This is a genomic window from Streptomonospora sediminis (genome assembly GCF_054778995.1).
Map to the genome: position 1 here is coordinate 120217 of NZ_BAAGYZ010000005.1, position 19255 is coordinate 139471.

Annotated in this window: 14 protein-coding genes; 8 read left to right on the forward strand and 6 right to left on the reverse strand. The window is 72.2% G+C overall.

The window, feature by feature from the left end:
• The first annotated feature begins 435 nt into the window (after positions 1 to 435).
• Complete coding sequence (plsX, locus tag ACYVD5_RS01160) at positions 436 to 1539, forward strand: phosphate acyltransferase PlsX (protein WP_460998949.1); 1104 nt, start codon at positions 436 to 438, stop codon at positions 1537 to 1539.
• A 145-nt stretch (positions 1540 to 1684) separates the two neighbouring features.
• On the forward strand, positions 1685 to 3418 hold the full coding sequence (gene argS, locus ACYVD5_RS01165) for an arginine--tRNA ligase (protein ID WP_460998950.1): 1734 nt from the start codon (positions 1685 to 1687) through the stop codon (positions 3416 to 3418).
• 135 nt (positions 3419 to 3553) lie between these two features.
• Here argS and ACYVD5_RS01170 read toward each other — a convergent pair whose 3' ends face one another.
• A complete protein-coding gene (locus ACYVD5_RS01170) occupies positions 3554 to 4252 on the reverse strand; it encodes a hypothetical protein (protein ID WP_460998951.1) in 699 nt (232 codons plus the stop codon).
• A 405-nt stretch (positions 4253 to 4657) separates the two neighbouring features.
• Here ACYVD5_RS01170 and ACYVD5_RS01175 point away from each other — a divergent pair, with 405 nt between their 5' ends.
• Positions 4658 to 5275 carry a YceI family protein gene (locus ACYVD5_RS01175; protein WP_460998952.1) on the forward strand — a complete coding sequence of 206 codons (618 nt, stop codon included), beginning with the start codon at positions 4658 to 4660 and terminating at the stop codon, positions 5273 to 5275.
• 228 nt (positions 5276 to 5503) lie between these two features.
• Here ACYVD5_RS01175 and ACYVD5_RS01180 read toward each other — a convergent pair whose 3' ends face one another.
• Positions 5504 to 6430, reverse strand: coding sequence for a ribokinase (locus ACYVD5_RS01180; protein ID WP_460998953.1), 927 nt, complete (start codon positions 6428 to 6430; stop codon positions 5504 to 5506).
• A 49-nt stretch (positions 6431 to 6479) separates the two neighbouring features.
• A complete protein-coding gene (locus ACYVD5_RS01185; RefSeq protein WP_460998954.1) occupies positions 6480 to 7322 on the reverse strand; it encodes an exodeoxyribonuclease III in 843 nt (280 codons plus the stop codon).
• A gap of 830 nt (positions 7323 to 8152) precedes the next feature.
• On the opposite strand from ACYVD5_RS01185, the gene ACYVD5_RS01190 reads away from it, so the two are divergent.
• The 4 genes from ACYVD5_RS01190 (at position 8153) to ACYVD5_RS01205 (ending at position 13637) form a co-directional block, all read left to right on the forward strand.
• On the forward strand, positions 8153 to 8878 hold the full coding sequence (locus ACYVD5_RS01190) for a response regulator transcription factor (protein ID WP_460998955.1): 726 nt from the start codon (positions 8153 to 8155) through the stop codon (positions 8876 to 8878).
• Positions 8879 to 10282 (forward strand): sensor histidine kinase, encoded by a 1404-nt coding sequence (locus ACYVD5_RS01195; RefSeq protein WP_460998956.1) that lies wholly within the window; start codon positions 8879 to 8881, stop codon positions 10280 to 10282. It begins immediately after the preceding gene.
• Between the two features lie 117 nt (positions 10283 to 10399).
• Entirely contained in the window at positions 10400 to 12337 is a 1938-nt protein-coding gene (locus ACYVD5_RS01200; protein ID WP_460998957.1) for an acyl-CoA dehydrogenase family protein, read from the forward strand.
• Between the two features lie 91 nt (positions 12338 to 12428).
• Entirely contained in the window at positions 12429 to 13637 is a 1209-nt protein-coding gene (locus ACYVD5_RS01205) for a winged helix-turn-helix domain-containing protein (RefSeq protein WP_460998958.1), read from the forward strand.
• Positions 13638 to 13686: 49 nt separating this feature from the next.
• On the opposite strand, the gene ACYVD5_RS01210 is transcribed toward ACYVD5_RS01205, so the two are convergent.
• The 3 genes from ACYVD5_RS01210 to ACYVD5_RS01220 all read right to left on the reverse strand — a co-directional run bounded on the left by ACYVD5_RS01210 (position 13687) and on the right by ACYVD5_RS01220 (position 17746).
• A complete protein-coding gene (locus ACYVD5_RS01210; protein WP_460998959.1) occupies positions 13687 to 14262 on the reverse strand; it encodes a GNAT family N-acetyltransferase in 576 nt (191 codons plus the stop codon).
• A gap of 106 nt (positions 14263 to 14368) precedes the next feature.
• Positions 14369 to 15511 carry an acetyl-CoA C-acetyltransferase gene (locus ACYVD5_RS01215; protein ID WP_460998960.1) on the reverse strand — a complete coding sequence of 381 codons (1143 nt, stop codon included), beginning with the start codon at positions 15509 to 15511 and terminating at the stop codon, positions 14369 to 14371.
• 195 nt (positions 15512 to 15706) lie between these two features.
• Positions 15707 to 17746, reverse strand: coding sequence for an MFS transporter (locus tag ACYVD5_RS01220; protein WP_460998961.1), 2040 nt, complete (start codon positions 17744 to 17746; stop codon positions 15707 to 15709).
• Positions 17747 to 18074: 328 nt separating this feature from the next.
• Here ACYVD5_RS01220 and ACYVD5_RS01225 point away from each other — a divergent pair, with 328 nt between their 5' ends.
• Positions 18075 to 19217 (forward strand): acyl-CoA dehydrogenase family protein, encoded by a 1143-nt coding sequence (locus tag ACYVD5_RS01225; RefSeq protein ID WP_460998962.1) that lies wholly within the window; start codon positions 18075 to 18077, stop codon positions 19215 to 19217.
• The last annotated feature ends 38 nt before the right edge of the window (positions 19218 to 19255 follow it).

Sequence of the window (19255 nt, forward strand, 5' to 3'; positions counted from 1 at the left end):
GGCTGAAGGGGATTGGCCGCCTGGCGCTCCACGACTACTCGGCCCAGGCAGGCGGTGCCCCGGAAAGCCCGCCGTGGCGCGCTTCCCGCAGCATGGACGGATGCGGTTGTGCGGCCGGCAGGGATAATCAGCCCGAACCGTCCGAATAGAGGGCATACAACCCAGTACTGTCCTACCCAAAATCCGGGCGCCGACTGCCGGACCGGCGCTCACCGGCGCCGAACGGTCCGCCGCGGATGCCCAACGGCGGGCGCGGCGCCGAGCGCGGCGGCGGGGGCCGGGCGCCGCAGCGCGGCATAGCCTGAGCGCGTACGGTCGGAAGTGCCCGCGGACAGCAGCGCCGCCGCTGATCGCGGCGCCCCCTGCGGCGCCGGCTGGTGACGGGCGGTGCGGACCCCGGCCCGCGTTGTTGCCGGCGATGAGTGAGGGGGGCGGGTGAGCACACCTCAGGTGAGTGCGCGCGCGGCGCGGGGCGGCCCGGTCATCGCGCTGGACGCCATGGGCGGCGACCACGGCCCGCAAGAGGCAGTCCGGGGCGCCGTGCAGGCGGTGCGCGAACGCGGACTGCGCGTGGTCCTGGTGGGCAGGCGCAGCGAGATCGCCCGGCTGCTCGCCGAAGAGGACGCCGTGGGCGCCATGCCGGTCATGCACGCCGAGGACTCTCTGGCGATGCACGAGGGGGCGCTGGCGAGCTGGCGCCGGCCCCGCTCCAGTGTCGCGGTGGCCTGCAAGCTGATCCGCCAGGGCGAGGCGAGCGCGCTGGTGTCGGCCGGTTCGACCGGCGGTGTGGTGGCCACCTCTACCGTGCGGCTGCGCACCCAGCCGGGTGTGCTGCGCTCGGCGCTGGCCGTGGCGCTGCCCACCCGCCCGCGGCCCACCATCCTGCTCGACGCCGGCGCCAACGCCGACGCCAAGCCCGAAATGCTGGTGCAGTTCGCGCATCTGGGCGCCGCCTATGCCCGCAGCGCCTTCGGAGTGGAGCACCCGCGCGTGGGGATGCTCACCATCGGCTCCGAACCGGGCAAGGGCAACCGGCTGGCCCGCAAGACCGCCGAACTGCTCGCGGCCGCCGCCGCCCAGACCGCGCCGCAGGGCCCGCGGCTGGACTTCCGCGGCAATGTCGAGGGCCACGACCTGCTGGCGGGCGAGGTCGATGTCGTGGTCACCGACGGTTTCACCGGCAACGTGGCGCTGAAGTCGGTCGAGGGGGCGGTGCGCTTCACGCTGGAGGCGGTCACCGAGGCGATGACCGCAAGCACCCTGGCCAAGGCCGGTGCGCTGCTGCAGCGCCGGTCGCTGCGCGACCTGCGCAGCCGCCTCGACAGCGACACCTACGGCGGGGCCGTGCTGCTCGGCCTCAACGGCAGCGTGGTCATCGCCCACGGTGCCAGCCGCGCGCCGGCGTTGGAGCGCGCCTGCCAGCTGGCCCACGACCTGGCGGTCGGCGGGATCGGCGAAGAGGTGCGCAGCCGGGTGCAGCCCGCCGCGCGTTCGGCACCCTGGTTCCCGCGGCTGGGCCAGGGCGAGGAGCCGCAGTAGCGGTTCCCGCCGGCGCTGCACGGCATACCCGCGGCACGGGCCGGCCCGGCTCCGGCGCCGGGCTTGCGGGCGGGCGGTCTTTGCACGCGCGCGGGGGCTGTGCATACGCGCACCGGGGGCCAAGCGGTGTCGGTAGGCTTGCACCATGGCCGACCCGCAGGAAATCCTCGCAGCTCGGGTCCAGTCCGCACTCGGCGCCGCGCTCGGCGCCGAATTCGCCGCGACCGACCCTGTCATCCGTCCCTCCCAGTTCGCCGATTACCAGGCCAACGCCGCGCTGGCGCTGGCCAAGCGGCTCGGCCGATCCCCGCGCGACGTTGCCACCGACATCGTCGCGCACCTGGAGGTCGACGATCTCTGCCGCGAGGTCGAGATCAGCGGTCCCGGCTTCGTGAACCTGCGCTTGCGCGACGACTGGATCGCCGCCCGGATCGGCGACCTCCTGGGCGATGACCGCCTGGGCATTCCGCACCAGCAGCCGCAGACCATCCCGCTCGACTACTCCGCGCCCAACGTGGCCAAGGAAATGCACGTCGGCCACCTGCGCACCACCGTGGTGGGCGACGCCCTGGCGCGGACCCTCGGCGCCCTGGGCCACAACGTGGTCCGGCAGAACCACGTCGGCGACTGGGGCACGCCGTTCGGCATGCTCATCGAGCACCTGGTCGACTCCGGCGAACACTCCGCTGAGGCCGACCTGCTCAAGACCGACCCCAACGCCTTCTACCAGGCCGCGCGCGTCCAGTTCGACAACTCCGCCGAGTTCGCCGCCCGCGCCCGCAAGCGCGTCGTCGACCTGCAGAGCGGCGACCCCGAAACCCTGCGCCTGTGGCAGTACCTGGTCGACCTCTCCAAGGTCTACTTCAACAAGGTCTACAACCGCCTCGACGTCACGCTCACCGATTCCGACCTCGCCGGCGAAAGCACCTACAACGCCATGCTTCCGGCGGTCTGCGACGAGCTTGAGCGCCGCGGCATCGCCGAACTCAGCGAGGGCGCGCTGTGCGTGTTCCTCGACGGCTTCACCGGGCGCGAGGACAAGCCGATCCCGCTGATCGTCCGCAAGAGCGACGGCGGCTACGGCTACGCCACCACCGACCTCGCCACGGTCAAGTACCGGGTCGACGAACTCGGCGCCGACCGCATCATCTACGTCGTGGGCGCGCCGCAGGCCATGCACTTCCAGATGGTGTGGCAGACCTGCCGGGTGGCGGGCTGGCTGCCCGACCGCGTCGAAACCGTCCACGTGCAGATCGGCAACGTGCTGGGCACCGACGGCAAACTGCTGCGCACCCGCAGCGGGCAGCCCATCCGGCTGATGGAACTGCTGGACGAGGCTGTTGAGCGCGCGGCCAAGGTGGTCGCCGACAACCGCCCCGACCTCGACGAAACCACCCGCGCCGGCATCGCCCGCGAGGTCGGCATCGGTGCCGTGAAGTACGCCGACCTCTCGGTCTCCCACGACACCGAGTACGTCTTCGACTTCGACCGGATGCTGGCGCTGAACGGCAACACCGGCCCCTACCTGCAGTACGCGGCGGCGCGGATCCGGTCCATCTTCCGCAAGGGCGGCGTCGATCCCGATTCCGCCGCGGGCCCCGTTGCCATTACCGAACCCGCCGAACGCCACTTGGCGCTGACCCTGCTGGGCTTCGGCCCGGCGGTGGCCCAGGTGGGCGACACCCTGCAGCCGCACCGGCTGTGCGCCTACCTCTTCGAGCTCGCCCAGGCGTTCACCGGGTTCTTCGAGCACTGCCCGGTGCTGCAGGCCGAAGACCCCGCTGTGCGCCAGTCCCGCTTCGCGCTGATCGCGGCCACCCTGCGCACGCTGGTCACGGGCCTCGATCTGCTGGGTGTGCGCGCCCCCGACCAGATGTAGCGCCGTTCCGGCGGCCCGCACCGGGCCGCCGGATCCGCCGCCGCTGGCAGCGGTGGCGGACCGGAGCCGGCACGCACCTTCCGCGCGCATGCCGGCGGCGCGGTGCGCGCCCGCGCACCGCGCTCGGGCAGGGTGTCAGCGACCGCTGTAATCAGGGCAGTCGGGATAATCGGGGTATCCGGGGTGGTGCGGATACTCGTTCCAGTCGTCCTCGCAGTCGTCGCCGGGCTCGCCGCCCGGACCACTGCCGCCTTCCGTCGGTGGCGGGGTTGTCGCCTCAGGGGGTTCGGGCGGATCGTCGCCGGAGGGGGAGTCGCCGTCCGAGCCGTTCTCGCCGTTCTGGCCTCCGCCGCCGTTCCAGCCCCCGTTCCAACCGCCGTGGCCGCCGTTCCCGCCGCCCTGGTCCTGGCCGTTGTTCCCGCCGTTGCCGCCGTTGCCGCCGGAGGACCCCGAGTCCGCGGAACCCTCCGCCTGGTCGGAACCACCCGATCCCGTGGCGCCGGCCGCGCCGTTGCCGGCGGGGGGCGGCTCGGCTTCGTGCTGGGTTGCGGGCTCGGGGGTCTCTTTGGTGCCGTCGGACTCCCCGCCGTCACCGCCGGTCGCGGAGGCCGACGACGGGCTCGCGTTGACGCTGCCGGGCGGCGGGGGCGGGTCGTCCACGCCCATCTCGGTGCCCTCTTGGCCCAGTGTCAGGCCGGCGATCACCATGCCGCCGAGGGCCAGGCCCGCGGTTGCAGTGCCGAACACGAGCAGGCGGCGCCGGCGGCGCCGCTCCTGTCTGCGCCGAGCCGTCCGGGAGAGGACGGGCTCGGTATCTGGGGTGTCGCTGCTCATGCGCATCGCTGACTACTCGGGGATTGGCCCGCCGGCGCCGGCTCGGCTCGTTGCAAGGGCCCCTCGGCGCACAGGCACCCCAAGGGTACAACGCAGACATTTCACAGCTAAGCGTGATAACGCCTGTCAAATTCGGACAAGCGCCGGGTGTTGGGGGTGCGCCGTATCCGCGCAGTACAGCCGCACGGTATGTGAGGTGCGCGACAGCGGCGGGGGTGAAAGTCGACCGAAAGCGGTCGTTCACCAAGAGCCGATACCCCTTGATCGTCCCGAACCAAGCGCTGTGCAACCGTCCGTAGGCAAGAGGACAAGGGAGCCGGGAACAGCGCGCGGTACGGAGCGGTGCGGAGCAGCATTGAATCGGGATATTAGCCTGAGAGAGATTCAAACGAGGGGATAGCAGACATGAACCCACTCCCGCCGCAAGGCTACGACTTCGGTCCGGGGCCGGGCCACTGGCATCTGGACCCCATCCACTCCTGCCTGATCTTCGTCGCCCGGTACCTGCGCTTCGGACGCGTGCAGGGCACCTTCAGCGACGCCAAGGGCGCGGTGATGGTGGCCGAGGATCCCAAGGAGTCCAAGGTCGACGTCAGCATCAGGTCCGCCTCGGTCAACACCGGTGTGCAAGCACGCGACGACCACCTGCGCTCGTCGGACTTCCTGGATGTCGAGAACCACCCGGAAATCCGGTTCGCCAGCACCCGGATTGAGGAGCGCTCCGCGCAGAAGCGCAGCTTCTATCTGCACGGCGACCTGACCATCCACGGCACCACGCGGCTGATCACGCTGGAGTGCCAGTGGGCGGGCGAGGCGCCCGACTATGCCGATCCCGATGGCACCTACGGGCACTTCTTCGCCGGCAACACCCAGATCCGCCTCTCCGATTTCGGAGTCGGCGACGGCGGCCCGGTCCCCTGGGGAGGCCGCATGGTCGGAGACGCAGTCGACATCGTCCTGGAGCTCCGCGTGCAGGACACCGACCCGATCCACTTCCTCCGCCAGATCGGCCACGTCTCCTGATGGCAATGGCCTGCCGCAACACGAACGGCCGCCCCGCGGGCACCGGCGCCCCGACCGGGACCCGGCCGTTGCCGCCCGGCGCGCAGGCTCCCGGAGACCGCCACCGCGGGCGTTTGTCCGCGGCCGGGCCGCAGCCGAGCCGGCCCGGCGCCAACGACTCCCGCGCCATCCGCCGGACCGCTGCCGCCGCCCTGCGCCGGTAACGCCCGGTTCAGCGGTGCGCGCGGCTCACCCTTGAGCCAGCAGCGACTCGATCTCGGCGCGCTCCGGCATGGAGGGTGCCGCTCCATGGCGCTGCACCGACAGGGACGCCGCTGCCGCGGCAAAGGCGAGCGCGCGCTCGGCAGGTACCCGGCCCTGGGCCCGGGCGGCGGCGAACGCGCCGCAGAAGGTGTCGCCGGCGGCAGTGGTATCGACGGCGGCCACCGGCCGGGCGGGCACCTGGACGGGCTCGGTTCCGCGCGCGCCGTGCAGTGCGCCTTCTTCACCAAGGGTCACGATCGCCTCGGGCACCGTGCGCAGCAGCGCCGACAGGGCCGCGCGCGGATCGGTTTCACCGGTGATGGCCGCGGCCTCGTGCTGGTTCGGAACCAGCAGGTCGACCTGCTCCAGGAGTTCAGCCGGCAGCTCGCGGGCCGGTGCGGGAGTCAGGACCGTGGGCACGCCCGCCGCCCGGCCGGCGCGCGCGGCGGCGATGACGCCCTCCATCGGCAGCTCCAACTGCAGCAGCAGGGCGGCGCTGCCCGCGATCAGTTCCGTGTCGCCCTCGCGCAGCCCGCGGACCTCGCCGTTTGCGCCGGGAATGACGATGATGGAGTTGGCCCCGTTGGACTCGACGACGATGTGGGCGACACCGGATGCGCCGCCGACGGTGCGCAGACCGGAGACCTCGACACCGCATTCGACCAGGTTGCTGCGCAGCTGGGTACCGAACGCGTCGTCGCCGACCGCGCCGAGGAACGCCACGTCGGCGCCCGCACGGACGGCGGCGACCGCCTGGTTGGCGCCCTTGCCGCCGGGCACCTGGCGGAAACCCGTGCCCGTCACGGTCTGCCCGCTGCCGGGCGCGGAGCCGACATAGGCGACGAGGTCCATGTTGACGCTGCCGAAGACCGCGATGCGCGGGGGCGCTGCCGATGTGCTTGGCGAACTCACCCCCCGAGCCTATCGGCCGGCCCGCCGCCCGCCGAGTCGCCCGGCCGCGTCAGGCCCCGGTGGCTCCCGCCGCATCGGCCGCCGCCGATTCCCCGGCCGCATCGCCGTCCAGGTCGACCAGGACCGGCGCGTGGTCGGAGGCCCCCTTGCCCTTGCGCTCCTCGCGGTCGATGACCGCACCGGAGACGCGCGAGGCCAGCGCGGGCGAAGCCAGCACGAAGTCGATCCGCATGCCCTTGCGCTTGGGGAAGGACAGCTGCTTGTAGTCCCAGTAGGTGTAGACGCCGGGGCCCGGCGCGAACGGCCGCACGACCTCGGCGAAACCGGCCTCGACGACACTGGTGAACGCGTCGCGCTCGGGTTTGGTCACGTGGGTCTTGCCCTCGAACTCGGCCATGTCCCACACGTCGTCGTCCTGGGGGGCGACGTTGAAGTCGCCGCACAGCGCGAGCTGAGCGCCGGGTTCGGCGGCCAGGCAATCGGCACCGTAGGCGCGCAGCGCCTCAAGCCAGCGCAGTTTGTAGGAGTAGTGCGGATCGTCGACCTCGCGGCCGTTGGGCACGTACAGGCTCCACACGCGCACGCCGCCGCAGGTGGCACCCAGCGCACGGGCCTCGGGAGCCGCGGGGTCGCCCCACCCGGGCTGGTCCGGGAAACCCACCTGCACGTCGGCCAATCCGACCCGGGAAAGGATCGCCACGCCGTTCCACTGCGACAGCCCGTGGTGGGCGACCTCGTAGCCGAGATCGGTAAAGAGCTCGGTCGGGAACTGGTCGTCGCGGCACTTGGTCTCCTGCACAGCGGCGACATCGACCCCGCTGCGCTCCAACCACCCCGCGATCCGCTCGCCGCGCGCCCGGACACTGTTGACGTTCCACGTTGCGATACGCACGGGCCCAGGCTAGCGCGCGGGTACGACAATGCGGTGGCCCGCGGCGGAGTGAGGGTGTCCGAGTGGCGGGTAGGACTCGGTAACGGGAGAGGTCTCGGTGCGGCCGTCCTCCGCACCGAGACCTCTTACCGCGCAGCACTGCGCGGAACACCGCGGTTTCCGTCGGCGCCCGGTCCTGCTAACAAGTGGGACGGCTCCGGCGCGTGTTCGGTTCGCGCCGTATCGGTAAAGGATCACCGAACGCCGCCTGTGCGGTCCGTGGCCCGCAGGGCACAGGGCGGCGGCGCCGAGCGTGGCGGGCCGCGCCCGGTCCGCACCGCCATCGGCGGCCGTCCGCGGCGGTTCGACAGTCCGCGCCGATCTGCGCCGATCACCTAAAAACCCTGAATATCAGCGTTTTCCCAGCCGCTGCACTGCCGTGTCCCAGCCCACTCGGGCATGCTGGCGCCGGGCCGCGCGGCGGTCGGCCTCGGAACCGGCCGCTGAGCGCATCCTGCCAGGCGGCTCCGGCCGCCTTGCGGTGTCGGCAGCTGATGCTGCGGCCCGTTGTCCGGCGTCCGCAGGTCAGGCCGCACGGACGCGGGCAGCGGCGGGGACGGCGGTCATGGCGCGCACCGGCGTCCCCGCCGCGCCGCATCGCCGGCGTCCCGGCCGCGGCGGCGTCTCCCGGGCCAAGGCGCGGCCGCCCGGCTTCACCTCGGCACGAGCGGCCGGTGCGCGGCCCCGCCGGCCTCATCGGCCCTGTTGTGTGTGCCCGAGTCTCTCCGGGCTGCGGCATCATGGAAGACCTGGCCCGGAGGCCGCTCCGGAACCGCTCAGAGGTGGAATGCATGCGCGAGACCGCGACACGCTCGCACGTACTGGTAATCGACGACGAGCCGAACATCCGCGACCTGGTACAGGCCGCGCTGCGTTTCCACGGATTCAGTGTCACCACCGCGGAAACCGGCGACGAGGGCCTGGCCCGGGCGCACGAGGAGCGCCCCGACCTCATCGTGCTCGACGTGCTGCTGCCCGATGTCAGCGGTTTCGAGGTGTGCCGCAAGCTGCGCGACTCCGGCAACCAGGTCCCGGTCATCTACCTCACCGCCCGCGACACCCCCTCCGACACCGTCACCGGGCTGTCCCTGGGCGGCGACGACTACGTCACCAAGCCGTTCTCGGTCGAGGCGCTGGTCGCCCGCGTGCACGCGCTGCTGCGGCGCACCCGCCGCGACGAAAACGGCACCGAGTCCGAGCGCAACGAGCAGGGAATGCTGCGCGTCGACGACCTCGAACTCAACGAGCGCACCTGGACCGTGCGGCGGGCGGGCGTGCCCATCGAGCTGTCCCCCACCGAGTTCCGCCTGCTCGCCTACCTGATGAGCAACGCCGGGCAGGTGCTGACCCGGGCGCAGTTGCTGGAGAACGTGTGGGGCTGGGACTACGCCGGGCAGTCCCAGATCGTCGAGACCTATGTCAGCTACCTGCGCCGCAAGCTCGACCCGCTGGGGCCGGCGCTGATCCACACCCAGCGCGGCGTGGGTTATGCGCTGCGCACGCGGGACCACTCTTAGATGAGGCAGCGCAGAGGACTGCGCAGGCGCCTGCTCCTCGGGTTGCTCGCGGTCACCGGAACCGGCCTGCTGGTCACCTGCGTGGTCGGGTTCCTCACTCTGCGCAGCTTCATAACGGAGCGGATCGACGCCCAGCTCCAGCTCACGGCCGAACGGGCGATGATGCGGCTGGACAACGACACCCCGCCGGCGGGCGTGGACGCGCCCAGCCCTTCGCCGTACTTCGTCGTGCTGCTGGACGACGACACCGGCGAGATCGACCAGGTCTTCGGCGACAGCTACCGCGAGGACGTCGTCCTCGACCGCATCCGCGCCATCGACATGGAGCGCTGGCCCGAGTACGGCGCCTCCGGGCGGATCTTCGAGCTCGACGGCGTCGACCCGGCCGTCTCCCCCTACCGCGCGACGGTCCGGCTGCGGCCCGACGCCATCATGGTCGCCGGCGTGCCCACCGGCGACCGCGAGCAGTACCCGTGGCAGCTCGTGCTGACCCAGCTGGTCACCGCCGGGCTGCTGCTGGGCGGGCTGACTCTGGCGGGGCGGTGGCTGATCGGGCGCCTGCTGGAGCCGCTGGACGAGATGGCCACCACCGCCAACCGGATCAGCATCGGCACGGACATGTCGGTGCGGATGCCCGGCGCGGGGCCGCACAGCGAGGTCGGCAGGCTCGCGTCGGCGATCAACACCATGCTGCGCCGCATCGAGGACGCCTTCGCCGCCCAGCGCGCCTCTGAGGAGCGGGTGCGGGCCTTTGCCGCCGACGCCTCCCACGAGTTGCGCACGCCCTTGACCACCATCCGCGGCTACGCCGAGCTGTACCGGCAGGGCGCCATCCCCGAGGAGGAGCTGCCCGGGGCGCTGAACCGCATCGAGAACGAGGCGCACCGGATGAGCCACCTGGTCGCCGAGCTGCTGGAGCTGGCGCGGCTGGACCGCACGGGAGCGCTGGAGCGGGGGCCGACCAACCTGGCCGTGATCGTCGGCGAGGCGGTCAGCGACGCCCGGGTGCTGGAGCCGGCGCGGGAGGTCTCGCTGGATGCCCCCGAAGAGCTGTGGTGCGACGCCGACGAGGCGCGGCTGCGCCAGATCCTGGCCAATCTGCTCGCCAACGTGCGCGAGCACGCCTCGGCGGCCACACCGGTCTCGGTCGTACTGCGCGCTGAGGAGGGCAGCGCGGTACTGGAGGTCACCGACCAGGGGCCGGGCATGACGCAGGAGGACCTGCGGCGCGCCTTCGACCGCTTCTACCGCAGCAACCGCGCGCCGGGCAGCGGAAGCGGGCTGGGGCTGGCCATCGTGCAGGCGATCGCCGACGCCCACGGCGGCACCGTCGAGCTGGACTCGGCTCCGGGCGAGGGCACCACCGCCACCGTGCGGATCCCGCTGCACCAGCAGGAGGACTGAGCACTACGGCCGCACCGGGTATCCGGCCATGCTTCACCGCCGCTACTCGCGGGTAGGAACGTGACATAGGCCATATATACCGTTGGCTGCCGTCGTGTCTGTTGAGGTGACCGAGTTATGACAGCGGTGAACCGCGGGCCCGCCCCTGAACACGTCGACGAGCGCCAGGCCCGAGCCGTGGCCGAGGCCGCCCGCGAGACCGAGTGGCAAAAGCCCAGCTTCGGCAAGGAGCTCTACCTCGGCCGGCTGCGGTTGGACCTGGTCCACCCCTACCCCCGGCCCGCCGCCGAGACCGTCGCGGAGGGCGAGGAGTTCCTTACGCGGCTGCGCGGCTTCTGCGCCACGATCGACGCCCAGCGGATCGAGCGCGAGGCCCGCATCCCCGACGAGGTCATCCGCGGCCTCAAGGAGCTGGGCGCGCTCGGCATGAAGATCCCGCGCGCCTACGGGGGATTGGGGCTGAGCCAGCTCTACTACAACCGGGCGCTCACCCTTGCCGGCTCCGTCTGCCCCGCGATCGGGGCGCTGCTGTCGGCGCACCAGTCCATCGGGGTCCCGCAGCCGCTGAAGATGTTCGGCACCGAGGAGCAGAAGCGCGCGTTCCTGCCGCGCTGCGCCACCAGCGACATCAGCGCGTTCCTGCTGACCGAGCCCGACGTCGGCAGCGACCCGGCGCGCCTGCACAGCACCGCGACCCCGACCGAGGACGGCTCGGCCTACCTGCTCGACGGCGTGAAGCTGTGGACCACCAACGGAGTCGTCGCCGACCTGCTCGTCGTCATGGCGCGGGTGCCCGAGAGCGAAGGCCACCGCGGCGGCATCACGGCCTTCGTCGTCGAGGGCGACTCCGCAGGCATCACCGTGGAGAACCGCAACAGCTTCATGGGCCTGCGCGGCCTGGAGAACGGCGTCACCCGCTTCCACCGGGTCCGCGTACCGGCCGCGAACCGCATCGGCGGCGAAGGTAAGGGCCTCAAGATCGCGCTGTCCACGCTGAACACCGGGCGGCTGTCGCTGCCGGCGATGTGCGTGGGTGCCGGCAAGTGGTGCACGAAGGCCGCCCGCGAGTGGTCGCGCGAACGCGTGCAGTGGGGGCGGCCGATCGGCAAGCACGAGGAGGTCGCCAAGAAGGTCTCCTTCATCGCCGCCACCACCTACGCCATGGCCGCCATGCTGGACCTGTCCAGCCAGTTCGCCGACGACGAGCGCAACGACATCCGCATCGAGGCGGCCATCGCCAAACTGTGGTGCTCGGAGATGGCCTCCCAAGTCGCCGACGAACTCGTGCAGCTGCGCGGCGGCCGCGGCTACGAGACCGCCGAGTCGCTGGCGGCCCGCGGCGAGCGCGGGGTGCCGGCCGAGCAGATGCTGCGCGACCTGCGAATAAATCGAATATTCGAGGGGTCCACGGAGATCATGCATCTGCTGATCGCCCGCGAAGCCGTCGACGCACACCTGTCGGTCGCCGGCGACATCATCGACCCCGATGCCGGCAACGCGGCAAAGGCGCGGGCCGTGGCCAAAGCGAGCGGGTTCTACGCCACCTGGCTGCCCACCCTGGTGGTCGGCGAGGGGCAGCGGCCCGGTTCCTTCGGCGGGTTCGGCCCGTTGGCCGGGCACCTGCGCTATGTCGAACGCTCGGCCCGCAAGCTGGCGCGGTCCACCTTCTACGCGATGTCGCGCTGGCAGGGCCGGCTGGAGACCAAGCAGGGGTTCCTCAGCCGGGTCGTCGACATCGGCGCCGAACTGTTCGCGATGAGCGCCGTTGTCGTGCGGGCGCACAGCGACCGCGAGGACTCCCCCGAACACGGCCAGAGCGCCTACGAACTCGCCGACGCGTTCTGCCGCCAGGCCCGGCTGCGCGTCGACGCGCTGTTCACCGCGCTGTGGGCCAACACCGACGACACCGACGGCAAGCTCAGCCGCCGCGTGCTGGACGACCGCTACACCTGGTTGGAGGAGGGCATCGTCGACCCCTCGACACCCGGCCCGCTGATCGCCCGGCCCGAGCCAGGCCCTTCGGCCAAGGAGGACGTCCACCGGAAGATGGGGTGAGCCACTGCGGTAGCGGGGCGGCGGGCGGTGCTGCCGGCCGTCCCGGCGCCCGGATGGCCAAGTGCCGGGCGCTGGGCTAGCCTCAGTACACATGTACGAGTCAGCGCCCCCGCATCCCCGCCGCGACTCCGCCCTCTCCGCCGCCCAGGCTCGCCGGATCGCGCTGGCGGCGCAGGGCTTCGCAGACCCCGCGCCCTCCGGCACGCCCACCGCGCGGCACCTGCAGCGGGTGATCAACCGGGTCGGCGCCATCCAGATCGACAGCGTCAACGTCCTCTCGCGCAGCCAGTACCTGCCGGTGTTCGCCCGCTTGGGCGCCTACGACCCCGGTCTACTGGACCGGGCCGCCACCCGCCGCGGCGGCCGGCTGGTGGAGTACTGGGCGCACGAGGCCAGCCTGATCCCGCCCGGCACCCACCGGATGCTGCGCTGGCGCATGGAACGTGCCCGCAGCGAGGCGTGGGGGGCGATGCGGGATATGGCCACCGACCACCCCGGCCTGGTCAAAGCGGTCCGGGCCGAGGTCGAGCGCATCGGGCCCGCCACCTCCCGGCAGATCGAGACCGCGCTGGAACACGCCGCCGACCGCCCGCGCGACCACTGGGGGTGGAACTGGTCGCTGGTCAAACGCGCGCTGGAGTTCCTGTTCTGGTCCGGCGAGGTCACCGCCCACGGCCGCACACAGCAGTTCGAACGCCGCTACGACCTGCCCGAACGGGTGCTGCCGCCCGAGGTGCACAACGCCCCCGACCCCGATCCCGCCGACGCCCGGCGCGAGCTGATGGCGATCGCGGCGCGCGCCCACGGTGTCGGCACCGAGGTCTGCCTGCGCGACTACTTCCGGCTCGGCGCCGCCGAAGCCCGGACCGCGCTGAACGCTCTGGTCGAGTCGGGAGACCTGGTCCCGGTCAGCGTCGCCGGCTGGCAGCGGCCCGCCTACCTGCACCGCGACGCCCGCGTCCCCCGCTCGCTGCACGCCAGTGCGCTGCTGAGCCCGTTCGACTCGCTGGTGTGGGAGCGGTCGCGCACCGAGGCACTGTTCGGTTTCCGCTACCGGCTGGAGATCTACGTCCCCGCCGCAAAGCGCGTCCACGGCTACTACGTGCTGCCGTTCCTGCTGGGCGACCGCCTGGTGGCCCGTGTCGACCTGAAAGCCGACCGCCGCGCCGGCCTGCTGCTCGTGCGGCGCACCACCCTGGAGGACTCCGCGCCGCCGGAGACCACCGACGAGCTGCACGCCCGGCTGCAGAGCATGGCCCAATGGCTGGGGCTGGCCGAGGGCGTGCGCTACGCCGGTTGACGCACCGGCGGGCCCGCGGCCGGCCCTGCGGCGGGCCCGCCCGGGGATTTCACTCGCCGATGGGCTTGGCCAGCTCGTCGAAGACCAGGTCGTCGCGCTTGGGCAGGCCGAACCGCTCGTCGCCGTAGGGGAACGGGGCCGTGTTGCCGGTGCGCCGGTAGCCGCGCCGCTCGTACCAGGCGATGAGGTCGGTGCGCTGCCGCAGCACTGTCATGCGGATGCTGGTGCAGCCCAGCGCGCCGGCCGCCGTGCGCTCCGCCTCGGCCAGCATGTGCCGCCCCAGCCCGCTGCCCTGGGCATCCGGCCGTACCGAGAACATGCCGAAGTAGGCGGTGCCGGGCCCGCCGGCGGCGAGTTCGCAGCAGGCCAGCAGGCGGCCGTCCCGTTCGGCGACGACAACCCGGGTGCCGGGGCGGTCCAGCAGCTCCGCGATGCCGTCGGCGTCGACGCGCTGGCCGCCCAGCAGGTCGGCTTCGGTGGTCCAGCCCTGCCGGGAGCTGTCGCCGCGGTAGGCGGAGTTCACCAGTTCGACAAGCTGGGGGATGTCGGCGGTAACGGCGTCGCGCAAGGCCGGTTCGCCGCCATCCGACGGGCGGCCGGCACGCACCGGGTTTTCGGCGGGCACGCTGCGCTCCCCTTCCAATCGGTTCCTGGGAACAGGTGCCCCGCGGCTGCGGGCGGACCCGCCGGGGCCCGCCCGCAGCCGCGGGCTGCTGCAGTCGGCTGCGAGGTTACACCCGCTCGACGATGGTGACGTTGGCCTGGCCGCCGCCCTCGCACATGGTCTGCAGGCCGTAGCGGCCGCCCGTGCGCTGCAGTTCGTGGACGAGCTTGGTCATCAGCACGGCACCGGTGGCGCCCAGCGGGTGGCCCAGGGCGATGGCGCCGCCGTTGGGGTTGGTCCGGGCCGGGTCGGCGCCGAGCTCGTGCATCCAGGCGAGCGGGACCGGGGCGAACGCCTCGTTGATCTCGGTGGCGTCGATGTCGTCGATGTCCAGCCCGGCCTTGTCCAGCGCGGCACGGGTGGCCGGGATGGGCGCGGTGAGCATGAACACGGGGTCGTCGCCCATCAGGCCGAGTTGGACGATCCGGGCCAGCGGGGTGAGGCCGTGGCGGTTGACGGCGCGCTCCGAGGCGATGAGCAGGGCGCCGGCGCCGATGGAGACCTGGCTGGCCACCGCCGCGGTCAGCGCCCAGCCCTCGCGCAGCGGGGCCAAGTCGGCCATCTTCTCCAGTGTGGTGTCGGGGCGCACGCCTTCGTCGCGGGTGACTCCGGCCAGCGGGGCGATCTGCTTCTCGAAGAGGCCGGCGTCGCGGGCGGCCGCCGCGCGGCGGTGGCTTTCCAGCGCGTAGCGCTCCAGGTCCTCACGGGTGTAGCCCCACTTCTCGGCCATGAGCTGGGCGCCGCGGAACTGGGAGATCTCCTGGTCGCCGTAGCGGTTGCCCCAGCCCTCGCCGAACAGGGGCAGGCCGGTGTCGAGGGCGTACTGGGCGTTGGCGCCCATGGGGACCATGCCCATGTTCTCCACGCCGGAGGCCACCACCAGGTCCTGGGTGCCCGACATGACCCCCTGGGCGGCGAAGTGCACGGCCTGCTGGGAGGAACCGCACTGGCGGTCGATGGTGACGCCCGGCGTGGTCTCGGGCAGCCCGGCCGACAGCCAGGCGGTGCGGGCGAGGTCGAGGGCTTGGGGACCCACCTGGCTCACGCAGCCCATCACGACGTCCTCGACCGCAGCGGGGTCGGCCCCGGTGCGGTCCATCAGCTCCTTGAGGACGTGCGCACCCATATCGGCCGGGTGCACGGCCGCGAGGGCGCCCTTCCTGGTGCCTACGGGGGTCCGGACGGCCCCGACGATGTATGCCTCAGCCACGGTTTTCCTCCTGGATCCTGGGGAGTCTGCGATGTCCGCTGCGCCTGTGCTTGCCTGCCCTTGACCGAACCATATTCGGTCTCAGCGCGGAGGCAAGAGCCGCGGTCAACCGCACCGGGCGGCGGCACCGGGCAGCGGGAGCCGGAGCCCGCGGCGCCCGGCCGTGCGGGCTCCGGTCCCCGCCGCCCGCAGGACTCACCGCCCCCTGGGACGCGGGCCTTCGGCGGCCAGCACCGCGTCGTCCTCGTCGCCCAGGCTGCCGCCTGCGACGCCGCGCAGCACGGCGACCAATTCCGGGTACTCTTGCGGCGGCAGGTCGGCCAGCGCCTCGCTGACGGCGCGCTCCTGGGCCCCGAACAGCCGCCGGGCGACCTCCCGCCCCTCCTCGCTCAGCCGCCAGGTGTCGTCCGCGGTGTCGGCGAGCAGCCCCGCGCGGTGCAGCTCCTCGTGTACCGGCACCAGCCCCGCCGGCGGCCGGTGGCACATCCGCGCCAGCTCCGCGCCGGTGATGGATCCGGTCGCCGCCATGTGCGTGATGGTCCAGCAGGCCGCGGGCGAAAGATCGACCCCGGCCGCGGCTGCGAGCCGCTGGTACATCCGCCGCGGCCCCCGGCCGCCGACCGCGCGGTAGGCGGCGTCCTCGACCCGGGTCAGCGGTTCGCGCGCCGCCACCACCGGCGGGAACGCCTCGTCGGGTTCGGGCCGCCCGATGGCGGTGCGCAGCGGGACCTCTTTCAGCAGGGTGGCGACCGCGAACCCCGCGACCGCGACGGGCACCGCCCACAGGAACACGGTGTCGATCGAGTCGGCGTAGGCCTGCAGGAACCCGGCCTGGGCCTGCGGCGGCAGCGCGTCCAGCGCCTGCGGGTTCGTCTCCAGTTCGCCGATCGAGGCGCCCGGGGGCATCTCGACCCCTCCGGCGCGCTCGCGCAGGTTGGCGGCGAGCTGCCCCGCGAACACCGCCCCGAAGACCGCGGTGCCCAGCGACCCGCCGATGGAGCGGAAGAAGGTGCCGGCCGCGGTCGCCGCGCCCAGGTCGCGGTAGTCCACCGAGTTCTGCACGGTGGTGAGCACCACCTGCATGACCATGCCCAGCCCGCAGCCCAGCAGCAGGAAGTACAGACTCATCAGCGCCATCGGGGTCTGCGGCCCCAGGGTGGACAGCAGGGCCAGCGCGGCCGCCACCACCGCCATGCCAACCACGGGGAAGAGCTTGTAGCGGCCGGTGCGCGAGACCAGCTGCCCGCTGCCGATCGAGGTCACCAGCATCCCCGCGACCATGGGCAGCAGGTGCAGCCCCGATGCCGTCGGGGAGTAGCTGTGCACGACCTGCATGAACAGCGGCAGGTAGGCCATCGCGCCCATCATTGCGAACCCGACGCAGGCCAGCACGGCCACGCCCGCGACCACGTTGCGGTGGGTGAACAGCTCCAGCGGGAGCACCGGCTCCGCGGCCCGGCGCGCGCTCAGCCACCACAGCACGCCCAGCACCGCGGTGGCGCCGATCAGCGAGAGCACCACCGGCGAGGTCCACGCGTACAGGCTGCCGCCCCAGGCGGCGACCAGGGTCAGGCACACGGCGGCGGCCGCCACCAGCGCGATCCCGGCGTAGTCGATGCGGTGGCGCGTGCGCAGCCCGGTGGGCGGCAGCGCCAGCAGCACGGCGGCAAAGGCGACCACGCCCAGCGGGAGGTTGATGTAGAACACCCAGCGCCAGGTCAGATGGTCCACGAACAGCCCGCCCAGCAGCGGCCCGGCGACACTGGCCACGCCGAAGGAGGCGCCGAAGAGCCCCTGGTAGCGGCCCCGCTCGCGCGGCGGGACCACGTCGCCCACGATCGCCATCGCCAGGGTCATCAGCCCGCCGCCGCCGATGCCCTGCACCGCGCGGAAACCGATCAGCTGCGGCATCGACTGCGCGGTGCCGCACAGCGCCGAGCCGGCGAGGAACAGCAGGATGCAGGCCAGGAAGATCCTCTTGCGCCCGTACTGGTCGCCGATCTTGCCCCACAGCGGGGTGCTCGCGGTGACGGCGAGCAGGTAGGCGGTGACCACCCAGGAGAGGTGGTTCAGGCCGCCGAGGTCGCTGACGATGGTGGGCAGCGTCGTGGCGACGATGGTCTGGTCCAGCGCGGCCAGCAGCACGGTCAGCAGCAGGGCGGCCATCACCACGACGACACCGGCCTGGCCCTGCTGTTCCCTGCGCGGGCGGTGGTGGGATGCGTGCTTCGCCATCGGCCAGGCCCCCTGATCGGTGCCGCAGCGGTACGGACGCGGGCAGTGCGTGCGGGCTGTATGTGCGGGCTGTATGTGCGCAAGGTGAATGCGGTACGAGCGTGCGGGCGGTGTGGCCAGAGCCTAAGCAGGCGGGCGCACGGCAACTGAGCGGGCGCGCGCCGGATTCCCCCGACTTTGCGGAACTTTCATCCGCTCCGGATCCGCGCGGGGCCGGACCCGGCCCCAATGGCACGCATCCGAATCCGAATACCGTTCGGTTACGGTGGTGCTGCGCGCGGCGGCGCGGGCGCGCGGACGGTCACGCCACAGCACAAGGGAGCCGGAAATGCGCAGGGAGCTCTTCGACACCGAGCACGATCTCTTCCGCGAGTCGGTCGCCGAATTCCTCAAGCGGGAGGTGTCCCCCCACCACGACCAGTGGGAGCAGGACGGCATCGTCCCCCGCGATGTGTGGACCAAGGCCGGCGCGGTCGGCCTGCTCGGGCTGGGCGTGTCCGAAGCCTACGGCGGCTCCGGGACGACCGACTTCCGCTTCAACGCCGTGGTCTCCGAGGAGATCTGCCGCGCGGGCGCCAGCGGGCTGGGGTTCAGCCTGCAGAACGACGTCATCGCGCCCTATCTGGTACAGCTGGCCACCGAGGAGCAGCGGCGCCGCTGGCTGCCCGGCTTCTGCTCCGGCGAACTGATCACCGCCATCGCCATGACCGAACCGGACGCCGGCAGCGACCTGCAGGCCATCAGCACCACCGCCGTGCGCGACGGCGGCGACTACGTCCTCAACGGGCAGAAGACCTTCATCACCAACGGGATCAACGCCGATCTGGTCATCGTGGTAGCCCGCACCGATCCCGACGCCGGCGCGCACGGGCTCTCGCTGCTGGCCGTCGAGCGCGGCACGCCCGGTTTCGAGCGCGGCCGCAACCTGGACAAGATCGGGTTGAAGGCGCAGGACACCGCCGAACTGTCGTTCACCGACGCGCGGGTGCCGGCGGCGAACCTGATCGGGCAGGAGAACCGCGGATTCGTGCACCTGATGGAGAACCTGCCCCAGGAGCGGCTGTCGATCGCGGTAGCGGCCACCGCAGGCGCCGAGACGGTCCTCGCCGAGACCATCCGGTACTGCAAGGACCGCACTGCTTTCGGACGTCCGATCGGCAAGTTCCAGAACACCCGATTCGTGCTGGCCGAACTCGCCACCGAGACCGACCTCGCCCGCACCTACGTCGACCGGGCGATCACCCTGCTCAACCGCAGCGAACTGACCGCCGAGGACGCCGCCAAGGCCAAGTGGTGGACCACCGAGTTGGCCAACCGGCTCATCGACCGGTGCCTGCAGCTGCACGGCGGGTATGGGTACATGATGGAATACCCCGTGGCGAAGGCATGGCAGAACGCCAGGATCCAATCGATCTACGGTGGCACGACCGAGATCATGAAAGAGATCGTGGGACGCTCGCTGGGCCTGTAGCCACACCCCCGACGGGTCACGGCGAAAGGTCACCAGCC